The following is a 20,699-nucleotide window of genomic DNA, read 5'->3' on the forward strand; positions in this document are numbered from 1 at the left end:
GGTCAGCCCCTCAGCCCACCGGATGCCCGGCGGCGACCAGCACCTGCTCCCAGGTCACCGACCGCGGAGCGCCCAGCCGGTCGGGGGTGGCCAGCGTCGCGATGGCCTGCGCCCGCTCCCGTCGGCCCAGCTCCTCGCCGAACCGGTCCACGACCAGCAGGGCCCGCGGGCGGGCCAGGCCGCCGAGCAGCTCGCGCACGGTGTCCATGAGGTCCACGGCGATCGCGTCGAGGTCGGCCGAGCCCGCCCCACCGGCCAGGCCCGCCCCACCGGCCGAGCCGCCAGAACCACCCGAACCCGCCGCCCCCGACAACGTCACCGCCGCCACGAGCGACCGTCCCAGCTCCGGGTCCTTGCGCCAGGTCACCTCGGCCCGGTCGACGTAGGGGTGCTCGGTCAGCACCTCCCGGACCTCCCGCAACGAGACCAGCTGCCCCGAGATGGACACCACGTCGTCGGTCCGGCCGAGGAACTGCACCGCCCCGTCCTCGTCGACCCGCCCCAGGTCACCGGTCGCGTAGACCCCCGGGTGCCGCGTCCAGTGCGCCTCGGCCACCCTGGCCGAGTCGCCCTCGACCCCCACCATCGTCGCGGCCCACGGCCTGGTCAGCACCACCTCGCCGGTCTCCCCGGCCGGCACCGGCACGCCGTCGACGTCCACGATCGTCAGCCCGCAGTCGGGCAGCGGCGGTGCGTCGGACAGCCCGGTGATCCGCACGATCCCGCCCAGCTCCAGCTGCCCCCACGCGTCGGCCACCTCGGTCCCCTCGACGCCGAACGCCCCGCGCAGCCACGCGGCCAGCTCCTCCTCGACCGGCTCGCCAGCCGTCGCCACCCGCCGCAGCGTGGGGATCCCCGACATCCCCGGCATCTCCCGGGCCCAGCCCCGCACGGTGCGCATGACCGACGGGCTGGTCAGCAGCGACTCCACCTCGTAGCGCCGGATGATGTCCCACGCCCGCTGGTGGTTGGGCACGTCGAGGGTGCCCTCGTACATCACCGTCGTCGCCCCGCCCGCCAGCGGCCCGTAGATCCCGTGGAACTGCGTCACCGCCCACGCGATGTCACCCACGCACCAGAACGGCCCGCCGGTCGACAGGTGCTCGTGCACCGCCACCGCTCCGGCCAGCATCGTCCCGGTCCCGTGCACGATCGAGACGGCCTGGCCGCCCCGGTTCGCCAGCGGGATGCTCGCCACCGGGTGGTCGACCGGCAGCGCGACCGCGTCGCCGTTGAGCTCGGGCCGCACCTCCCCGACCCCCGGCCGCGACCCCGCGAGGAGGTCGTGCAGCCACCGGTCGCCCTCGTACCACTGCACGTCCATCCCGGTGCGCCGCACCACGACCGTGTGCTCGATCCCGCCCGCGGCCAGCATCGCCTCGTCGGCGCGCGCCTTGAGCGGCAGCACCGTCCCGTGGCGCCATGCGCCGTCCTGGGTGAAGAGCACCTTGAGGTCAAGCAGCGAGAGCCGGTCGGCCAGCGGCTCCACCGGCAGCGGTGCCGGCAGCACCGTGTGCACCGCCCCGATCCGCGCGCAGGCCAGCATCGCCACGACCGTCTCGGGCAGCCAGCCCAGGTGCAGCCCGACCTTGTCGCCGACGCCCACGCCCATCTGCCGCAGCGACCGCGCGAGCGCCACCACCTGCTCGTGCAGCTCGGCGTAGGTCAGGCTCCGTCGGTCGCCCGGCTCGCCCTCCCAGTGCAGCGCGACCTGGTCGCCCCGCTCGGGCAGGTGCCGCTCGACGCAGGAGACCGACAGGTTGACCGTCGCCCCGGACATCCAGGTGCCCGACCGCTCGCCGGGCTCCCACAGCGACTCATAGGGCGTGAGCAGGCCCAGGCGTCCCACGACGTCCGCCCACGCGCGCTCGTCCGGCATGGACCGAGGGTATGAGGTGGAGCTCGCCTCCGCGGTCCCGTCCCCCTCACGCATGGCCCAGCGTCCTTCCGGCGGCCCTGGCCGCCCGGCCGAGGTGGGCGGCGACCGTCGCCACGTGCGGCTCGTCGGTGGTGTCGTCGACGGTGGCCGCCAGCGCGGCGACCGTCGTGCCCTGGCCGTCGACGACCGGGACGGCCACCTCGGCGGGCAGCATCGGGTCCTCCGGGGTCACCGCCAGGTGGTCGGCCGTGGCCCACGCCTGCTGCTGGCCGCGGGCGATCTCGGCCAGCTCCTCCGGCGCCGACTCCAGCAGCCGGGTCCATTGGTCGGCGTCGCCGCGGGCGCCGAGCACCCGCCCGCCGGCGCTGTCGAGGGCGTGGTGCACGCGGTGGGTGTCGCGGTAGGGCCCACGGTCCTGACCGTCCACGCGGTCGATGTCGACGACCTCGCAGCGCACGAGGGTCTGCACCCGGACGGTCGCGCCGACCTGGTCGCGCACCTGGGTCAGGTAGGGCGCGAGCGCCCCGAGCAGCGGCAGGCGGGACAGGTAGTGGTTGGACAGCCGGGTCAGCTCCGGCCCCAGGCCGTAGCGCGAGGACCGCGGGTCCTGCACGACGAGGTCGGCCAGCACGAGGGAGCGCAGCAGCCGGTGGACCGTCGGCACCGAGAACTGGCTGCGCTCGGCCAGGTCGGTGAGGTGCTGGTAGGCGGGTCCGTCGCTGAGCAGCTCGAGGAGCTGCACGGCGTTGCGGACGGTGCCCAGGCCCCCCCGGGCCTGGCCCTCGCCCCCGGCGTCATGTGTCGGCATGCGGGCCATCTTCCATCACGTGTGGGTTTCGTACCATCATGCGTCGAAAACTTTCTGCAGACAACCCTTGATTTCCAGATAGTGAAAATGTAGCGTCAGCCTCCGAACGGATCGAGGACGACCCGAAGGAGTGCCCGTGACGAGGACCCGCCCGTGCTGACCAGGGCCTACCAGCATTCGCTCAACGGCAGCAGCCGCCCGACCGGCCTGCCGCTGCTCGAGGTGGACGACATCTCGCTGCGCTTCGGCGGCGTCAAGGCGCTGACCGACGTCTCCTTCACCGTCACCCAGGGCGACGTGCACGCGATCATCGGCCCCAACGGCGCCGGCAAGTCCTCGCTGCTCAACTGCATCAGCGGCATCTACCACCCGCAGGAGGGCCAGATCCGCCTGCACACCGGCGGCGGCCAGGACGTCACCGGCAAGGACGTCGCCGAGGGCCACCACCTGCTGACCCAGCTGCCCCCCTACAAGGTCGCCCGCCTCGGCGTGGCCCGCTCCTTCCAGAACATCGAGCTCTTCTCCCACCTGACGGTGCTGGAGAACCTCATGCTCGGCCGCCACATCCACATGAAGCACAGCGTGATGGCCTCGATGCTCTGGTTTGGTCCGGCCCGCAATCAGGAGATCGAGCACCGCCACCTCGTCGAGGAGGTCATCGACCTGCTCCAGCTGCAGGAGTTCCGCAACAAGCCGGTCGGGGCCCTGGCCTACGGCATCCAGAAGCGCGTCGAGCTCGGCCGCGCGCTCTGCATACAGCCCGCGCTCCTGCTCCTCGACGAGCCGATGGCCGGCATGAACGCCGAGGAGAAGGAGGACATGGCCCGCTACGTCCTCGACGTCCACGAGCTCGCCGGCGTCACCGTCATGCTCATCGAGCACGACATGAACGTCGTCATGGACGTCTCCGACCGGGTCAGCGTGCTCGACTTCGGCAAGCTCATCGCCGACGGCACCCCCGACGAGGTCAAGGCCGACCCCGCGGTGATCGAGGCATACCTCGGCGCCGACGAGGACGAGAAGCAGGGGGCCTGACGATGGCGACCGCGACGACCAGGATGAAGTCCTCGGCCCAGACCCCCGTCGACCTGGACACCGCGACCTTCCCGCGGCTCATGCTCGACCTGGCGAGCACCCGCCCCGACGGCATCGCCATGCAGGAGAAGCTCTACGGCATCTGGCAGCCGCTGACCTGGGCGGAGTACCGCCGGCGCGTCGAGGACTTCGCCCACGGCCTGGCCGGCTACGGCGTGCAGCGCGGCGAGATCGTCGCCGTCCTCGGCGACAACCGCCCCGAGTGGCTCATCGCCGAGCTGGCCGCCCAGAGCATGGGCGCCGCGGTCGTGGGCATCTACCCCACCTCGATCGGCGAGGAGCTCGAGCACATCCTCTCGATGTCCCGCGCCCGCGTCGTCGTCGTCGAGGACCAGGAGCAGGTCGACAAGCTGCTCCGCCTGCGCGAGACCAGCGACAGCCTGCTCGTCGAGCAGGTCGTCTACTACGACCCGCACGGCCTGGAGTCCTACGACGACCCGTGGCTGGTCGACTTCACCGAGGTCGAGGCGGCCGGCCGCCGGCGGGCCGAGAAGCACCCGACCTGGTTCGAGGACGAGATCGCCCGCAGCACCCCTGAGGACATCGCGGTCATCTGCACCACCTCGGGCACCACCTCCAAGCCCAAGCTCGGCGAGCTGTCGCACCGCAACCTGCTGACGATGGCCGACCACCTCACCGAGATCGACCCGGCCGACCACACCTTCCGCTACGTCTCCTTCCTGCCGTTCGCCTGGATCGGCGAGCAGATGCTGGCGGTGGCGATCGGCCTGTCCCGCGGGCTGACGATCTCCTTCCCCGAGGACGCCTCCACCCAGCGCAACGACCTGCGCGAGATCGGGCCGGACGTGATGTTCTCCCCGCCGCGGATCTGGGAGTCGATGCTCTCGGAGGTGCAGGTGCGCATCGACGAGGCCGGCTGGCTCAAGCGCAAGATCTTCGGGTGGGGGTATGACGTGGGCGACCGGGCCGCGCAGGCGCGCGTTCACGGCAAGGGCGGCGGCGGTCCGATGAGCTGGCTGGCCGACCAGGTCAGCACCCGGCCGGTCCGCGACCAGCTCGGCCTGTCCCGGGTGCGCCGCGCCTACACCGGTGGTGCGCCGCTGGGGCCAGACGTCTTCCGCTTCTTCCACGCCATCGGCGTCAACCTCAAGCAGATCTACGGCCAGACCGAGATCTGCGGCATCGCCGTGGTCCACCGCGACGACGACATCGCCTTCAACACGGTCGGCCAGCCGATCCCGGGCACCGACCTGCGGATCAGCGACGACGGGGAGATCCTGCTGCGCTCCGCCTCGATCTTCCGCGGCTACCACCGGCAACCTGAAGAAACTGCGGAGACGGTCGATCAGGACGGCTGGCTGCACACCGGCGACGCCGGCTACCTCGACGAGGACGGCCACCTGGTCGTCATCGACCGGGCGAAGGACGTGCTCACCGCCCCCGACGGCTCCCGCTACTCGAGCGCGTTCATCGAGAACAAGCTCAAGTTCAGCCCCTACGTCGAGGAGGCGGTCGTCTTCGGCCCCACCCGCGAGGGCGAGCGGATGACCGCGATGATCACCATCGACCCCGGCACCGTCGGGTCGTGGGCCGAGCACGAGCGGCTCAGCTACACCACCTACACCGACCTGGCCGGCAAGCCCGAGGTCTACGAGCTGGTCGCCGAGGAGATCACCCGGGCCAACGAGGACCTGCCCGAGTCGATCCGGGTCGCCCGCTTCCTGCTCCTGCACAAGCAGCTGGACCCCGACGACGACGAGATCACCCGCACCCGCAAGGTCCGGCGCAACGTCATCGACGAGCGCTACGCCGACCTTATCGCCGCCCTGCGCAGGGGCGACGACTCGGTGGGGATCTCCAACCGGGTGACCTACCAGGACGGCACCTCGATCCTGCGCGAGCTGTCGCTGACGATCTTCGACCTGACCACCTACCGGATCCCCGAGGGCAGGGGACGCCGACCCGTCTGGAGTGGCCGCCGATGAGCACCTTCCTCAACCTGCTGGTCTACGGACTGGCCGACGGCGCGATCCTGGCGCTGGCCGCGCTGGGCTTCGTGCTCATCTACAAGGCCACCAGCGTCATCAACTTCGCCCAGGGTGAGTTCCTGCTCGTCGGGGCCTACATGTTCTATACGGCCTTCGTCATGATGGGGCTGCCGCTCATCGCGGCCGTCGCGGTCGGCGTCGTGGTCGCCACGATCCTCGGCGTGGTCGTCGAGCGGTTCATCCTGCGGCCGATGATCGGCGAGGACCCGATCAGCATCATCATGGTCACGATCGGCCTGTCGATGCTGCTCAACGCCCTGGTGCAGATGTTCTACGGCACCAGCGTGAAGAGCCAGCCGGCGATCCTGCCGCGCGGGTCGGTGGACTTCCTCGGTGCGACGGTGCCGCTCAACCGGCTGCTCGTCATCCTCATCGCCGCGGTCGTGCTGACCGCTTTCACGATCTTCTTCCGCCGGTCCCGGCACGGCATCGCGATGCGCGCGGTCGCCGACGACCAGCAGGCGGCGATGACGATGGGCATCTCGGTGCGGCGGATCTTCGCCCTCGCCTGGGTGCTGGCCGCCGTCTCGGCGCTCATCGCCGGCGTCCTGCTGGCCGACATCTCCGCGGTCGACCAGAACCTGGCGGCCTTCGGCCTGCTGGTCTTCCCGGTCGTCATCCTCGGCGGGCTCGACTCGGTCCCCGGCACGATCGTCGGCGGCCTGACCATCGGCCTGCTCAAGCAGTTCGTCTCCGGCTACCTCGACCCCGGGCTGGCCACCGTCATCCCCTACGTGGTGCTCGTGCTGATCCTGCTGGTCAAGCCCTACGGCATCTTCGGCGAGACGCGGATCGAGAGGGTCTGACATGGCGACCGCAACCGGCATCTACCACCGGACATACTCCTCCGAGCTGCGTCTGCGCAGCACCCGCGCGGAGCTCTTCCGCCTCGGCCTCATGGTCGTGCTCCTCGTCGTCCTGCCGTTCGTGCTGGACAACTACTGGCTCTCCATCGTCAACACGATCCTCATCGCCGTCATCGGCGCGGTGGGCCTGAACATCCTCGTCGGCTACACCGGCCAGATCAGCCTGGGCCAGGGCGGCTTCCTCGCCGTCGGGGCCTACTCCTCGGCGCTGCTGTCCGAACGGATGGGGATGCCGGTGCCGCTGGCGATCGCGTTCGCGGTGGTCTTCACCGCGGTGATCGGCACCTTCTTCGGCCTGCCGGGCCTGCGCCTCAAGGGGCTCTACCTGGCGATCGCGACCCTGGCCTCCCAGCAGATCATCGAGTTCATCATCCGCCGCTGGGGCTGGCTGACCGAGGGCCGGGGCTACATCACCCTCGACCGGCTCAACGTCCTCGGCTGGACGCTGCCGCGGGAGTCCTTCGAGCAGAGCTGGTACTGGATCCTGCTGGTCCTGGCGGCGATCGCGGTCATGGCCGCTCGCAACCTCTTCCGCACCGGCCTGGGCCGCTCGTTCATGGCCGTCCGCGACCAGGACATCGCCGCCGAGGCGATCGGGATCAACCTCACCCGGGCCAAGCTCACCGCGTTCGCGGTCTCCAGCGGGTTCGTCGGCCTGGCCGGCGCGCTGACCGCGCACTACACCGAGACGGTCACCTGGGAGGCGTTCACCCTCAACGTCTCGATCATGTACCTGGCGATGATCATCGTCGGCGGCCTGGGCAGCATCGCCGGCGCCGTCTACGGCGCGGTGTTCATGTCGCTGCTGCCGGTGCTCATCCGCGAGCTCGCCGACGTGGTCGGCCCGGCCGCCCCGTGGCTCTCCGCCCAGCTCCCGGCGATCCAGAACGCGATCTTCGGCCTGGTCATCATCCTGTTCCTCATCATCGAACCCCGCGGTCTGAACAGGCTGTGGGAACGCGCCAAGGAGTACATCCGCTTCTGGCCCTTCCGCTACTAGATCCCCCCATCACAACTCTCAACGAGGAGAACCATCATGAAGAGCACTGGACGTGGCGCGTTCGTCGCCTCCCTCGCCGCGCTGGCGCTGGGCCTGTCCGCCTGCGGCAGCGACAACGGAGACGGTGGCGGCGGCGGCGACGCCGGCGGCGACTCCGGCGAGCCGATCAAGGTCGGCATGATCGCCGACCTCACCGGCGCGACCGGCGACGTGGGCGCCCCCTACAACGAGGGCATGCTCGCCTACGTCGACTGGCGCAACGAGAACGGCGGCGTGGCCGACCGCGAGATCGAGGCCATCTCCAACGACTACGCCTACGAGGTCCCGCAGGCCGAGCAACTCTACAAGCAGTACCTCAACGACGGCGTCGTCGCCGTCCAGGGCTGGGGCACCGGCGACACCGAGGCCCTGCACACTAAGGTCGCCGACGACGAGCTGCCGTTCATGTCCGGCTCGTTCGCCGAGAGCCTCACCGACCCGGAGGAGGCGCCCTACAACTTCGTCGTGGCGCCGACCTACTCCGACCAGATGCGCGTCGCGCTCAACTGGATCGCCGAGGACTCCGGCGGCGGCGCCGAGGTCGCGGTCTTCCACCACGACAGCCCGTTCGGCCAGGCCCCGGTCGCCGACGGCGAGGCGTGGGTCTCCGAGGAGGGTCTCGACCTGGGCTACCAGGCCTACGCGATGCCCGGTGGCCAGCAGAACTACGTCGGCCTGCTCTCCCAGGCGCAGAGCCAGGGCGCGGAGTACATCGTCATCCAGAACGTCGCCTCCCCGGCGGCGCAGGTCGCCAAGGACATCGCGGCGCAGAACCTGGACATGAAGATCGTCTGCCTCAACTGGTGCGGCAACGAGCTGTTCATCGACACCGCGGGTGCGGACGTGGCCGAGGGCCACATGCTCGTCCAGCCGTTCGCGCCGATCACCTCGGAGAAGGCCGGGCACGAGGAGATGACCGCCTACCTGGAGGAGCAGGGCGAGGACCCGGCCAGCAAGGGCACCTCCTGGGTGCAGGGCTGGATGGTCATGCACGTCATGGCCGAGGGCATGGAGAAGGCCGCCGAGGACGGGGAGATCACCGGTCCCGCCATCCGCGAGGCGCTGGAGACCATGGGCGCCATCGACACCGGCGGCGTCATCGGTGAGGGCAACATCGAGTTCTCCGCCGACTCCCACCGCGGGTCCACCTCCACCGGCATCTACACCGCCGAGGGCGGCGAGATGGTCGAGGTCGAGGCGGGCGCCACGCCATGAGCACCACCGCAGGAGTCACCCCGGGCGCGGCCTCCGCGCCCGGGGGCGGCCCCGGCGTGAAGGACTCGGACCTGCTGGTCCTCAACAACGTCGAGGTCATCTACGACGACGTCATCCTCGTGCTGCGCGGCCTCTCGCTCGGCGTGCCGGAGGGCGGGATCGTGGCGCTCCTCGGCTCCAACGGGGCCGGCAAGTCGACCACGCTCAAGGCGGTCTCCGGGCTGCTGCCCAGCGAGCGCGGCGAGGTCACCGACGGGTCCATCTCCTTCGCGGGGGAGGACATCACCCGGATGGAGCCCTCCGACCGGGTCACCCGCGGGATGAGCCTGTGCATGGAGGGGCGGCACGTCTTCGAGCACCTCTCCGTCGCGGAGAATCTCGTCGCCGGCGCCTACACCCGCTCGGGCAAGGAGTCCTCCTCGGACCTGGAGATGGTCTACGAGTTCTTCCCCAAGCTGGCCGACATGCGGGCCCGGGTCGCCGGCTACCTCTCCGGCGGCGAGCAGCAGATGCTCGCCATCGGGCGGGCGCTGATGGCCCGGCCCAAGCTGCTCATGCTCGACGAGCCGAGCCTGGGGCTGGCGCCGCTGCTGGTGCAGGAGATCTTCGGCTACATCAAGCGGCTCAACGACGAGACCGGGCTGACCGTGCTCGTCATCGAGCAGAACGCCCGGCGGGCCCTGGAGGTGGCCGACCACGGCTACATCATGGAGCAGGGCCGGATCGTGCTCGAGGGCCCCGCGGCCGAGCTGCGGGAGAACCCCGACGTCAAGGAGTTCTACCTGGGCCTCGGTGACGAGGGCAGCCGCAAGAGCTACCGCGACGTCAAGCACTACAAGCGCCGCAAGCGCTGGCTGTAGACCCCCACCTTCCCCAAGGAGTGACCATGTCGATCCAGGCTGCCCTCAAGGCCCGCGAGGAGGCCCTCGCGCCCGCGCTGGAGCAGAGCCTGCGGCGCGCCGCCGAGCGGGTGCCGGGCTTCGCCGCCCGGCTCGCCGAGGCGGATCTCAGCGTCGATGAGGTATGCCGTCCCGGCGGGCTGGGTGCGCTGCCGGTGCTGTCCAAGGACGAGCTGGTGGAGCGGCAGCAGGCCGACCCGCCGGACGGCGGCATGCTCGCGGCGGACGCGGACGTGGCGCGGTGGTTCCAGTCGCCGGGGCCGCTCTACGAGCCGCAGCTGGAGGGTGCCGACTGGCGGTGGGGGCAGGCGCTGGCCGACGTGGGCGTCGGCGGCGACGACGTGGTGATCAACTGCTTCGGCTACCACCTCTCGCCGGCCGGGGCGATGCTCGAGCAGGGTGCGCGGTCGGTCGGGGCGGCGGTCGTGCCCGCCGGGATCGGCAACCAGGACCTGCAGGCCCGGGCGATCGCCGACCTGGGGGTGACCGGCTACGTCGGGCTGCCGTCCTACCTCAAGGCGCTGATCGAGCGGTTCGACGGGCTCGACGGTGTCGGGGCGGACCGGTGGCGGCTGGAGCGGGCGCTGATGACGGCCGAGCCGCTGCCGGAGTCGCTGCGGGCCGTGATCGCGCAGCGGGTCCCGATGGCGCGGATGGCCTACGGCACTGGCGAGACCGGGCTGCTGGCGTGGGAGCCGGCGGGGGAGGACCCGCCGGCCGGGCACGGGATGGTGCTGGCCGACGGGGTCGACGTGCAGGTGTGCGAGATCGGCACCGGCCGGCCCGTGACCGACGAGACCGAGGGGGAGGTCGTGGTGACGCTGCTGCGCAGCGACTACCCGCTCGTTCGCTTCGGCACCGGCGACCTGTCCGGGTGGACGCTGGGGCCGGACGGCTCGCTGCGGCTGCGCGGGGTGCTGGGCCGGACGGGGGCGGCGGTGAAGGTGCGGGGCATGTTCCTGCACCCGCGCCAGGTCGCCGCCGTCATGGAGGGGGTGGAGGGGGTCGCCGACTACCGCTTCGTCATCGAGCGGGTCGACCACGTCGACCAGCTGCGGTGCGAGGTGGTGCCCGCCGCTGCCAGCGGCGGGGAGCCCGGCGCCGGCGCGACGACCACCGGGCCCGACGGCGAGGCCTTGGCCCGCCGGGTGGCCGACCGGGTGCGCGAGGGGTTGCGCTTCAGCGCCCGCGTGCAGGTGGTCGAGGCGCTGTCGCCGGGCGACGGGCCCGTGGTGGACGTGCGCGACTGGAGCTGACTGCGGCGTCCCGACCCTCGCCAGGGTCGGGACGGGGACCGTCAGCCGACCTTGACCACCTGGGTGCCGCCGGCGAACTTGTCGTGCCAGCCGCGCCGCCCGGCGGTGTCGCTGCTGATGCCGACCGCGATGGCGATCATGGCGGCGAGCTGGGCCAGACCGGCGAGGACTCCGCCGACGAACGGGATGATGCCCAGCAGCGTCAGGGCGACCCAGATGTTGCGCTTGACGGCCTCCTCCATCGTCGGGCGGCCGCCGTTCGCACCGCGGGTCTCGAGCTTGACCACCATCTTGCCGATGGTCTGCCCGCGGCTGGACTCCATGTAGGCGAAGTAGCCAGGTAGATCGCCGCACCGAGCACCGAACCGACCACGTTGGTCAGGAAGTTGCTGCCGCCGCCGAACATCCCGCCGGACCCGTTCATCAGCGAGCCGACGACGAAAATCGAGACGATGACGAAGTTGACGACCAGCAGCAGGACGTGGTCGATGAGCCGCGCGAGGAAGCGGTCGAGCAGCTCGGCGGGACGTCCCACCCCGCTCCCGGCCTGGGTGCCGGGATATCCCGACTGCTGGTAGCCGCCCTGCGGCGGGGGGGGCCTGCTGGTAGCCGCTTTGCGGCGGCTGAGCCTGGTAGGGCGGCGGGGTCTGCTCGTAGCCGCCCTGCGACGGAGGCTGCTGGTAGCCGGTCTGCGGCGGCGGGGTCTGCTGGTAGCCCCCGGGAGGCGGCGGCGGCTGCTGCTGACCTCCGGGAGGCGGCGGCGCGGCGCTGGCACCCCCGGTGGGCTCGTCCTCGGGCCTGGGCTGTGGCGACATCGGATCGGTCATCGTGCGTGCACTCCTTCGTCCTGGTTGCCACGGCTCGCCCCGGTGCTCGGAGGTGTTGCCGCGAGCCGCGCCCCCGATGGCGTCGGCCACGGCCACCGTAGCGACGTTCCGCTGGCCTGGGAAGAGTCGGTCGCCTTGTCTCTGACCGGTCGGCCTGCTTCGGTGTGAGGATGCACCTCAGCCGCCGGGCCACTGGACCCGCCCTCGCCGTGAGCCTCGTCGGCGCCCTCGTCCTGACGGCCTGCGAGCCGGCGGTCGACGGCTCGCCCCAGGAGGTCGCCGACGCTGTGGCTTCGGCGCTGCAGACGGGGGAGTTCGACGCCGTGCCCATGGTGGGCGGTGCCCCCGCCGACGCCCAGGCCCGGCGCGCGGAGGCCTACGCCGCGCTGGCCGAGGTGTCGCTCGACGTGCAGGTGCTCGACGTCTCCGAAACCGAGGACGTGGCCGAGGCACGGCTGCAGCTGACCTGGGACCTGCCAGGTGAGGGGGATGACCTGGCGCGCGAGGTGCCGGTGCGGATGCAGGTCGTCGAGGACGAGTGGGTCGCCACCTGGGACCCGGCGTTGGTGGGCGTGCCCGAGGGCCAGGTGCTCGCCGTAGAGGAGACCGGGCAGCCGCGTGCCGACATCCTCGACCGCGACGGCGAGGAGCTGGCCACGGCCCGGCCGGTCTGGCACGTCGGCATCGACAAGACCCGGGTCGAGGCGGAGGAGGTCGAGGAGTCCGCCCGCCGGCTCGCCGAGGCGGCCGGGACCGACCCGGAGGGGTATGCCGCGTCCGTCGCCGCGGCGGGGCCAGAGGCCTTCGTCCGGCTCATCACCTACCGGCAGAGCGACGAGGAGGGGGGCAGCCTGGTCGCCGCCACCGAGGAGATCCTCGGCGCGGTCGCCCTGGACGCCACCCAGGTGCTGGGGCCGACACGGACGTTCGCCCAGCCGCTGCTCGGCACCGTGGGGGAGGCCACCGCCGAACTCGTGGACTCCGACCCGCAGCGCTACTCCATCGGTGACGTGGTGGGGCTCTCCGGCCTGCAGGCCGCCTTCGACGACCAGCTCCGCGGCGAGCCGGGGCTGGTCGTCTCGGCCGTCGACCCCGACACCGGCGAGGGCTCCCAGCTGTTGGACCGGGAGGGCACAGAGCCCGAGCCGCTGCAGGTCACGCTCGACCTCGACCTGCAGGAGCTGGCCGAGGACGTGCTCGCCGACGTCGGGCCGGCCAGCGCCCTCGTCGCGCTGCAGCCAAGCACCGGTGACGTGCTCGCGCTCGCGAACGGTCCCGGCTCCGAGGGGACCTCGACGGCGCTCGCCGGGCAGTACCCACCCGGCTCGACGTTCAAGCTCGCGTCCGCGCTGGTGCTCCTGCGGGCGGGCCTGACGCCGGAGTCGACGGTGCGGTGCGAGCCGACGCTGACGGTGGACGGCTACGAGTTCACCAACGTTCCCGGTTACCCCGAGGCCGCGCTGGGTGACATCCCGCTCGTGACGGCGATGGCCAACTCCTGCAACACCGCGCTCATCGGTGAGCGCGACCGCATACCGATGGAGGAGCTGGCGCAGGCCGCGCGGGACCTCGGGATCGGAGCCGTGTGGGAGATGCCGGTCACGGCGTTCAGCGGCAGCGTCCCCGACGAGGCGGGGTCGCAGACGGAACACGCCGCCAGCCTCATCGGGCAGGGCTCGGTGCTGGCCTCGCCCGCCGCGATGGCGGCGGTGGCGGCGAGCGTCGCGGAGGGCCGTCCGGTGGTGCCGCGCGTGGTCACAGGCCAGGAGGTGCCGGAGCCGGAGGGGAGCCTGTCGACCGAGGAGGCCGAGGGGCTGCGCACGATGATGCGGGCCGTGGTGACCGAGGGCAGCGCCTCGATGCTCGCCGACAACCCGGGCGAGCCGGTGCTGGCCAAGACCGGCACGGCGGAGTTCGGCACGCAGGACCCGCCGCAGACGCACGTGTGGATGGTCGCCGTTCAGGGCGACCTGGCGGTGGCGATCTTCGTGGAGGAGGGGGAGTTCGGCTCGACGACCGTCGGGCCGCTGATGGATGCGTTCCTGACGGATTCGGGCTGAGGCCGTCCTGGTCCAGGGTGGTCAGTCGGCCGAGATGACCCGGTCGAACGCGAGGGCCCACTCCTCAGCCGTGGGGTTGTCCGGGGCAGCCGGCCCCACCTCGACGAGGGCGACCCGGTCGGCGTTGTCCTCGGCCCAGGCGACCATATCCTCGGCGACGCCACTGTCATAAAGCTCGGGCGGAGCAACGGCGAGGAGCACGGGGGCGTCGTCGGCGACTCCGTCGAACTCGGCCAGCAGCTCGTCCAGGGACCCGGCCACGTCCTCGTCCCCGCTGTCCAAGCCGAGCGAGATGAGCACGGCGTCCACGCCACCGGCCTCCTCGGCGAACCGGTCGACCCGGTCGGCGGCGTCGGCGATGGTCGAGCCGTCCCTGCTGGCGCTCCAGATCGTGAGCTGCGGCCCGTCCTCCTCGGAGAGCACGATCGGGTCGTTGAAGGTGACGTCCTGCGCCTCGCCCCAGTGGTGGATCGTCACGGGGCGGTCGTTCCCGACCTCGTCACCCCACAGCTGCACCCACTGGCTCGGCATGTTGCTGTAGCCGTCCCCGATGACCAGGAGATCAGCATCGTCCGACCACGCGTCCACCCAGTCCTGGACCGTGGCCCTGTCGACGTCCGAGGAGTCGTCCGCGGACGTGGGCTCCTCGGTGGCGGACTCGTCGGACGGGGCGGACGTCTCGGTGGTCGGGCTCGCGGTGGGCTCCGAGGAGTCACCCTCCGCGGTGACGTCAGTGGTCGAGCGAGCATCGTCGCTGCCGGCGTCCGTCCCTTCCGTCGAGGTGAGAGTGCCTGTGAGCGACGGGTGCGGCCGGTTGACGCTCCACACGGCGAAGGCTGAGGTGCCGACGGCGAGCGCGGCGAGCCCGGCGATGAGCGCGTTCTGGGTGCGGGTCGACAGCGCCACGGCTCACCCCTGGGCGACCGGCGTCTGGGGCTGCGCCTGCGACTGTCGACGGGCCTTCCGCGACCGCGGACGACGTCCGCGGCCTTCGATCTCGGTGTCGGGGCGGTAGTTGCCGTAGGAGTACTGGTAGGCGTCCGGACCCTTGGTCGCCAGTCGGTTGGCGACCAGACCGAGGACCTTGCCGTCCACCCGCTCGAGTGTGCCGAGGGCCCGCTCCAGCTCGTCCCGTCGGACGACGTTGGCTCCGACCACCACCAGGGCACCGTCGGTCATCGTGGAGAGGACGGCGCCGTCGGTCACGGCCAGCAGTGGCGGGGCGTCGATGAGCACGTAGTCGAACTCGGCGCTGAGCCGCTCCAGCATGCGGTGCATCGCGTCCGACCCGAGCAGCTCGCTCGGGTTGGGTGGGATGGGGCCGCAGCCGAGGACGTAGAGGCCCTCGACGTAGGGCTGCAGCACATCGGCCAGCTCGACGCGGCCCACCACGACGTCGGTGACACCGGCAGCGTTCTCGAGGCCCATGTAGTCGAGCAGCCGGGGGCGACGCAGGTCACCCTCGATGAGGCAGACGGTCGAACCGGTCTCGGCGATCGTCAGCGCCAGGTTCGCAGCGGTCGTGCTCTTCCCCTCGCCAGGCACGGACGACGTGATGAGGAACGTCGACGGCTGGTCATCCGGGTCGAGGTAGAGCAGGTTGGTCCGCAGCGCCCGGAACGACTCGGCCCGGGGGCTGTGCGGGTCGATCTCGATGACGAGGGGGTGCGCCGGGGCGTCCTTGTCGAAGGCGATCGCGCCGATCGTGGGCTCCTCGGTGACTCGGGCGATGTCGGACTCCCCGCGGACGCGACGGTCCAACAGGTCGCGCAGGACCGCGAGGCCTAGGCCCAGCAGAAGGCCCAGAACGACAGCCAGCGCCATGTTGCGCAGCGGGTCCGGGCTGGCCGGGTCCTCCGACGGGGTGGCCGGCTGGACCACGGTCGCCTTGACGGCGCTCTGACCCTCGGGGGAGACGCGCTCCAGCTCCTGCACCGTCTCGGCGAACTGGTCCGCGATCGTGTTGGCGATCTCCGCTGCCTGCACCGGGTCGCCGTTCACGACCGCCACATTGATGAGTACCGTGTCCGGAGGAACTGTGGCGGTGACATGCGCGGCCAGACCGCTGGCCGAATCCTCCAGTCCCAGGTCGTCGATGACCGGGCCCAGCACCGCGGGCGTGGTGACGATGTCGGCATACGTCGCCACCTGCCGTTGGGTGAATGAGCCCCCTTGGACGATGTCGGACACGTTGTCTCCACCAGTCGTGGACACGAAGAGCTCGGCCTCTGCGCGATACTCCCGCGGCGTCAGCGCCGTCAGCAGCGCGGCGACCGCGACCGTCGCGAGCAGGACGGCGACGACGAGCCGCCAGCTGCGTCGGAGGATGCGCAGGTAGTCGGACAGTTCCATTCAGGTTCCTGGGGCTCGGTGGACGATCGCCAAACGGCGTCACCCTACCGGACCGGGGTAGCGTTCCCCCCATGGCGAACGACGTGCGTACCCATCTCATCGGTCTGCTGCTCGGCGCGGAGGAGGACTGGCCCCGCGCGTCGAGTCCATCCTCGGCATGGTCGGCCCGATCAAGGCCGGCGGCCGGACGCACACGCTCACCAGCGAACGGGTCCGCATCCATCCCTTTGACCTCACCGATCAGGTGCGTCACGGCCTGGTCATCGATCGGCTGGCGCACTGGTACTACCACCCCAGGGAGTGGCTCAAGAAGGCGTCGCTGATGGACGACACCTACCTGCTCAACAGCCCGTTCACCTTCCAGGCGATGGAGAAGCACAGCGCCTACGTCGCGATGCTCCGTCTGGGAATGAAGATCCCCAAGACGGTCCTGGTTCCCTACAAGAACCCGGTCGACAACGTCCGCTGGGCCTACACCGCCTCGCGCTACAACGACCCGTTCGACCTGGAGAAGATCGCCGAGGAGGTGGGCTACCCGCTCTACATGAAGCCCTTTGACGGCGGCGGCTGGCGCGGTGTCTCCCGGGTTGACGACGTGGAGGGGCTGCACCGCTCCTACGACGAGTCCGGCAACATGCTGATGCACTTGCAGGCCACCATCGACTACGACCACTTCGCAAGGGCGCTGTCGATCGGGCCGGAGACCATGGTCATGGACTTCCGACCCGGCGAGCCCATGCACAGCAGGTATGCCGTCACCCACGACTTCCTGACCCCGCAGGCCGGGTGGGAGGCCGAGACCGTCAGCAAGGTGGTCAACGCCTTCTTCGGCTGGGAGTTCAACAGCGCCGAGATGCTCGTCAAGGGTGACGAGGTCCACCCGATCGACTACGCCAACGCCTGCCCGGACGTGGCGCTGACCTCGCTGCACTACTACTTCCCGTGGGCAATCACTGTCCTCGTGCGCTGGTCGGCCTATTGCCTGGTGACCGGGCGGCGTTCGTTCATCGGGGTGCGGTCACCTCGGGCCTACTTCGACATCGCCGACGACCCGGACCGCAGCTACACCGAGAAGATGCAGGCCTACCGCCAGCTGGCGGACCAGGAGTTCGAGACCGAGCGCTACTGGGAGTGGTGCGAGCAGCACCTGCCCCACCTGCCGGAGCGGGTCCTGGAGTGGGTCGGCTCGGACGACTTTGACCGGCTGCTCGTGGACACCGTGAAGGCGACCTACCCTGAACACGAGCACGAGCAGTTCGTCGCCCACTTCCGTGGGCTGACCGGGATGTGGGTCACCGACCAGCAGCAGGCTGTCCGCGGGTAGGGGCGGACGCCTGTCGGTGTCTCGGATTGGCACTTCCGTGACGGGCTCGGTCGCCACGTTCGACGACCTGCCGGCGCCCAGCAAGGGCACCGCCGTCATCGTCGAAACCGAGGTCGCGCTCTACACCGCCGACCCCAGCGGCGCCGCATGGCGGGGCCCGTTCCCCGTGGAGGGCACGGCCACGGACGTGGCTGTGGCCGATCGCGTGAAGAACGGGTCGCAAGCCAGCGCTGCCGTCGCCCAGGCTGCGGACGAGCGCATCTCCGCCATCGGTGTGCGGAAGCCCGCCGCGACCGAGCGCACCATCTTCGTCACCCCGCGGGGAGACGATGGGAACGACGGACTGACGCTGGCCACCGCCAAGCGCACCCTCTCGGCCGCGCTCGCGGGGCAGGCCAGCGCGGTCCGCATCCAGCTCGGTGTCGGGGTAATCCCCGTCGGAGACGGCGCGACCTACACGGCAGGCACCTCCATCCACGGGTGCGGCACCGGGCTGACGACCCTCACCTACTCCGGCACCGGCACGGCCCACAGCCCGCTACCCCGGGCGTGCGGACCTACTACCCCCAGTTCCACGGCTTCGACATCTCCGGGCCCGGCAAGACGAGCGAGACCATCGGACTCGACCTCGAATCGGTGTCGTCGGCGTCGGTCAAGGACGTCACCGTGCGCTCCTTCGACACCGGAATCCGGATCGCGTCACCCATCAACGGCGGCGCGGTGTTCAACCAGCTGGAGAACGTCACCGCCTCCAACTGCCACCGTGGATTTGCCGTGCATGCGATGGGCTCCAACGCCAACCGCTTCCTCGGGTGCCGCGCCAACGCCTGCACCATCGGTGTCGACATCGTCGACGCCAACAACGTCACCTGGATCGGCGGTCAGATCGAGGTCTGCACCACCGGCATCAAGGTCACCGCCACCAGCAACGGCTTCGCTGATTCCAACGCCTTCCACGCCACCCGCTTCGAGTCGAACGTGACGGCCTGGGAGGTCACGTCGGCCAATGTCCGCGACTTCCAGGTGCTCTACCCCAACCTGTTTGCGGCCTACGTCGTCATCGACAACGGCACCCGCACCACCCACCTCGGTAACCACCCCCACGGGAACAAGTGGCTCTCGCAGGTGTCGTCAGCCACCGGGTCGTGGCTGTTCGAGCGGGCCATCAACGGCGGCGCGGGGAACCCGCTCATGCGCCTGCGGGACGGCGTCTCCACGTCCGGTGATCCCGTCACGCTGCAGGTGGAGATGGAGCGCGCGACCGCCGCGGCAGCCTTCATCAAGGCCGTCCGGGCGGGCAACACCTACTGGCAGGTCAACGGCCTCGGCCACATGTTCATCCGCAACCGGACCACGGCCCCGACGGTGCCCGCGGACGGCGGCACGCTGTACGTCGAGGGCGGCGCGCTGAAGTACATCGGCTCGGGGGGCACCGTCACCACGATCGCACCGGCCTAGACGTCTCCTATAGTCGGTGCCGTGCCGAAAGCCGCCACCCGAACCCATGCGCCGACGAAGACGCGGACCGATGAGTCGCGTCCCATCATCCGGTGGATGCTCATGGCCCTCATCCTCGCGGTGTGCCTCTCGCCCAGGATCAGGCTCGACCTGCTCCCCACGGAGAACGTCGACATCCGCGTGCAGGACCTACTCCTGCCAATCGGGCTCGCGATCCTCGTCCTCGCCCCACGAGGCCACGGCCGCCTTCGCTGGTGGGCGACGTGGGGCCCGTGGCTCCCCGCGTTCCTGTGGCTCGCCACGGTCGTCACGCTGCTGCACCTGTGGATCAACGACGGGGCCGTATCCGACCTCCTCCGCATCGCCTACTTCGGACGCACCGTAGAACTTTTCGTCCTGGCAGGCGTCCTCGGCGGCCTGTTCGTCAGGCTGGGATCAGCGCAGGGCAGCCCTGCTGCCCTGCGGGCGTTGCACCTCGCAGCAGCGGCCAACGCACTCTGGCTGGCCTACCAGGTGGTGACCGGAGACATCGGCACCCTCTTTGGCGAGGTCGGCGACAGCATCGAGTCCTACGGCCCCAAGCTCGTCGGCGAGCCCTCCGCCTTCGGCACGGGCGCGTTCTGGACCTTCATCGCCGCGCTCTCCGTCGCAGAGCGCACCACGGGCGTCGCCCGGGCACGCTTCGCCTGGGCGCTCATGGTCGCCGCCCTGGCCGGGGTCTACTTCTCCCAGTCGCGGATCAACCTGGGCCTAGTGCTCGTCCTGGCGCTGCTCCTGCTGGCAGCAAACGAGGGGCCTCGTCGGCGAATCCGTATCGACGTGGGCGCCGTGTTCTTCGCCGGCATGACGGCCGCGATCGTCGTCCTCCTGTTCGGCTCCCAAATTGCAGGCCGCGCAACCCCCGAGGCGCTCGCCTCCGGCCTGGGCGTGCGGGTCGATGGGATCTGGGGGCCACTGCTCGGAGTCCTGTCGGACAACCTCCTGATCGGCGTCGGACCTGGGGGCCTGTCCGCTCCCGACATGCCCCGCGACGAGGCCCACAACGTGGCCTTGCGTGCAGCGCTCGACTTCGGAGTGGTGACCGGCGCGCTCCTGCTCGTGGCTCTCGTGGTCTTCGCCGTGGCCGGCCGACGCGCCTCGAGGGACAGCGCTTCTGTCGAGACGCGGTGGACAGGACTCTTCGCCGCGCTCGTCATCGCCTGCACCCTCGCGACGGGCATGGTCCAAGACGCGCTCACCGCCGTGACCTCGACCCACCTCATGATGATCGCCGTCGGGCTACACATGGGAGCCCGACCACTGCAGGACTGACACCCGCCCTCACCGAAACCCCCGGACCACCACCGGGGGTTTCGTCATGCACGGACCCGTCTCAGAACGTCCGGTTACGAGACAACAGCAAGAAGGATCAGCGCCATCGCCTACAACCAGTAAGACCCGCGTGGAGCCGGTCGACGCAGATATCTTGCGTCGCCCCCGGCACGGCCGCGGCATGGATGCCCTGGTGGCAGTCTGATCTGGTGGGGCCTTTTCGGACAGCGGCACTTTGTTGTCTTACGCGGCGTTTGAGAGGTTTTGCTGGTGCTCTTGGGCGATCTCGAGAGGCGTCTTG

General features: G+C 70.6%; 17 protein-coding genes. 11 read left to right on the forward strand and 6 right to left on the reverse strand.

What is annotated here, in order from left to right; translation table 11 throughout:
* Nucleotides 1-10 precede the first annotated feature (10 nt).
* Nucleotides 11-1,879, reverse strand: coding sequence for an acyl-CoA synthetase (locus tag BJF81_RS07795; RefSeq protein WP_158068636.1), 1,869 nt, complete (start codon nucleotides 1,877-1,879; stop codon nucleotides 11-13).
* Between the two features lie 46 nt (nucleotides 1,880-1,925).
* Nucleotides 1,926-2,687: an IclR family transcriptional regulator gene (locus tag BJF81_RS07800; RefSeq protein ID WP_158068637.1), complete on the reverse strand. Its 762-nt coding sequence runs from the start codon at nucleotides 2,685-2,687 to the stop codon at nucleotides 1,926-1,928.
* Nucleotides 2,688-2,840: 153 nt separating this feature from the next.
* On the opposite strand from BJF81_RS07800, the gene BJF81_RS07805 reads away from it, so the two are divergent.
* From BJF81_RS07805 to BJF81_RS07835, 7 genes are read left to right on the forward strand one after another with little or no spacing between them, the layout of a single operon-like run.
* Nucleotides 2,841-3,722 carry an ABC transporter ATP-binding protein gene (locus BJF81_RS07805; protein ID WP_083664072.1) on the forward strand — a complete coding sequence of 294 codons (882 nt, stop codon included), beginning with the start codon at nucleotides 2,841-2,843 and terminating at the stop codon, nucleotides 3,720-3,722.
* Nucleotides 3,723-3,724: 2 nt separating this feature from the next.
* Nucleotides 3,725-5,728, forward strand: a complete 2,004-nt coding sequence (locus BJF81_RS07810; RefSeq protein WP_143780730.1) for an AMP-binding protein — start codon at nucleotides 3,725-3,727, stop codon at nucleotides 5,726-5,728.
* A complete protein-coding gene (locus tag BJF81_RS07815) occupies nucleotides 5,725-6,597 on the forward strand; it encodes a branched-chain amino acid ABC transporter permease (RefSeq protein ID WP_075957862.1) in 873 nt (290 codons plus the stop codon). Before BJF81_RS07810 ends, BJF81_RS07815 begins: the two co-directional genes overlap by 4 nt.
* A 1-nt stretch (nucleotide 6,598) precedes the next feature.
* Complete coding sequence (locus tag BJF81_RS07820; protein WP_075957863.1) at nucleotides 6,599-7,657, forward strand: branched-chain amino acid ABC transporter permease; 1,059 nt, start codon at nucleotides 6,599-6,601, stop codon at nucleotides 7,655-7,657.
* 36 nt (nucleotides 7,658-7,693) lie between these two features.
* Entirely contained in the window at nucleotides 7,694-8,911 is a 1,218-nt protein-coding gene (locus BJF81_RS07825) for an ABC transporter substrate-binding protein (RefSeq protein ID WP_075957864.1), read from the forward strand.
* Nucleotides 8,908-9,771 (forward strand): ABC transporter ATP-binding protein, encoded by an 864-nt coding sequence (locus tag BJF81_RS07830; protein ID WP_143780731.1) that lies wholly within the window; start codon nucleotides 8,908-8,910, stop codon nucleotides 9,769-9,771. The genes BJF81_RS07825 and BJF81_RS07830 overlap by 4 nt, the downstream gene beginning before the upstream one ends.
* A 26-nt stretch (nucleotides 9,772-9,797) precedes the next feature.
* Complete coding sequence (locus BJF81_RS07835) at nucleotides 9,798-11,066, forward strand: phenylacetate--CoA ligase family protein (RefSeq protein WP_075957865.1); 1,269 nt, start codon at nucleotides 9,798-9,800, stop codon at nucleotides 11,064-11,066.
* A 41-nt stretch (nucleotides 11,067-11,107) separates the two neighbouring features.
* Here the strand turns inward: BJF81_RS07835 and BJF81_RS18575 are convergent, their stop codons facing one another.
* Entirely contained in the window at nucleotides 11,108-11,356 is a 249-nt protein-coding gene (locus BJF81_RS18575) for an RDD family protein (RefSeq protein WP_237770107.1), read from the reverse strand.
* Nucleotides 11,269-11,601 carry an RDD family protein gene (locus BJF81_RS07840; RefSeq protein ID WP_202817450.1) on the reverse strand — a complete coding sequence of 111 codons (333 nt, stop codon included), beginning with the start codon at nucleotides 11,599-11,601 and terminating at the stop codon, nucleotides 11,269-11,271. The genes BJF81_RS18575 and BJF81_RS07840 overlap by 88 nt, the downstream gene beginning before the upstream one ends.
* A 462-nt stretch (nucleotides 11,602-12,063) precedes the next feature.
* Here BJF81_RS07840 and BJF81_RS07845 point away from each other — a divergent pair, with 462 nt between their 5' ends.
* A complete protein-coding gene (locus BJF81_RS07845) occupies nucleotides 12,064-13,953 on the forward strand; it encodes a penicillin-binding transpeptidase domain-containing protein (RefSeq protein WP_075957879.1) in 1,890 nt (629 codons plus the stop codon).
* Nucleotides 13,954-13,974: 21 nt separating this feature from the next.
* Here the strand turns inward: BJF81_RS07845 and BJF81_RS07850 are convergent, their stop codons facing one another.
* A complete protein-coding gene (locus BJF81_RS07850) occupies nucleotides 13,975-14,859 on the reverse strand; it encodes a hypothetical protein (protein WP_075957867.1) in 885 nt (294 codons plus the stop codon).
* A 3-nt stretch (nucleotides 14,860-14,862) separates the two neighbouring features.
* Nucleotides 14,863-16,305 carry a polysaccharide biosynthesis tyrosine autokinase gene (locus BJF81_RS07855; RefSeq protein WP_075957868.1) on the reverse strand — a complete coding sequence of 481 codons (1,443 nt, stop codon included), beginning with the start codon at nucleotides 16,303-16,305 and terminating at the stop codon, nucleotides 14,863-14,865.
* Nucleotides 16,306-16,462: 157 nt separating this feature from the next.
* Between BJF81_RS07855 and BJF81_RS07860 the strand changes: the two genes are divergently transcribed.
* The 3 genes from BJF81_RS07860 (at nucleotide 16,463) to BJF81_RS07875 (ending at nucleotide 20,398) form a co-directional block, all read left to right on the forward strand.
* A complete protein-coding gene (locus BJF81_RS07860) occupies nucleotides 16,463-17,629 on the forward strand; it encodes an ATP-grasp domain-containing protein (RefSeq protein WP_342447103.1) in 1,167 nt (388 codons plus the stop codon).
* Nucleotides 17,630-18,295: 666 nt separating this feature from the next.
* Nucleotides 18,296-19,087 (forward strand): hypothetical protein, encoded by a 792-nt coding sequence (locus BJF81_RS07870; RefSeq protein WP_158068638.1) that lies wholly within the window; start codon nucleotides 18,296-18,298, stop codon nucleotides 19,085-19,087.
* A gap of 96 nt (nucleotides 19,088-19,183) precedes the next feature.
* Nucleotides 19,184-20,398 carry a hypothetical protein gene (locus tag BJF81_RS07875; RefSeq protein WP_143780732.1) on the forward strand — a complete coding sequence of 405 codons (1,215 nt, stop codon included), beginning with the start codon at nucleotides 19,184-19,186 and terminating at the stop codon, nucleotides 20,396-20,398.
* Nucleotides 20,399-20,699 lie beyond the last annotated feature (301 nt).

Origin of the sequence: Ornithinimicrobium sp. CNJ-824 (assembly GCF_001942405.1) — a bacterium.
Taxonomy (GTDB): domain Bacteria; phylum Actinomycetota; class Actinomycetes; order Actinomycetales; family Dermatophilaceae; genus Ornithinicoccus; species Ornithinicoccus kibberensis.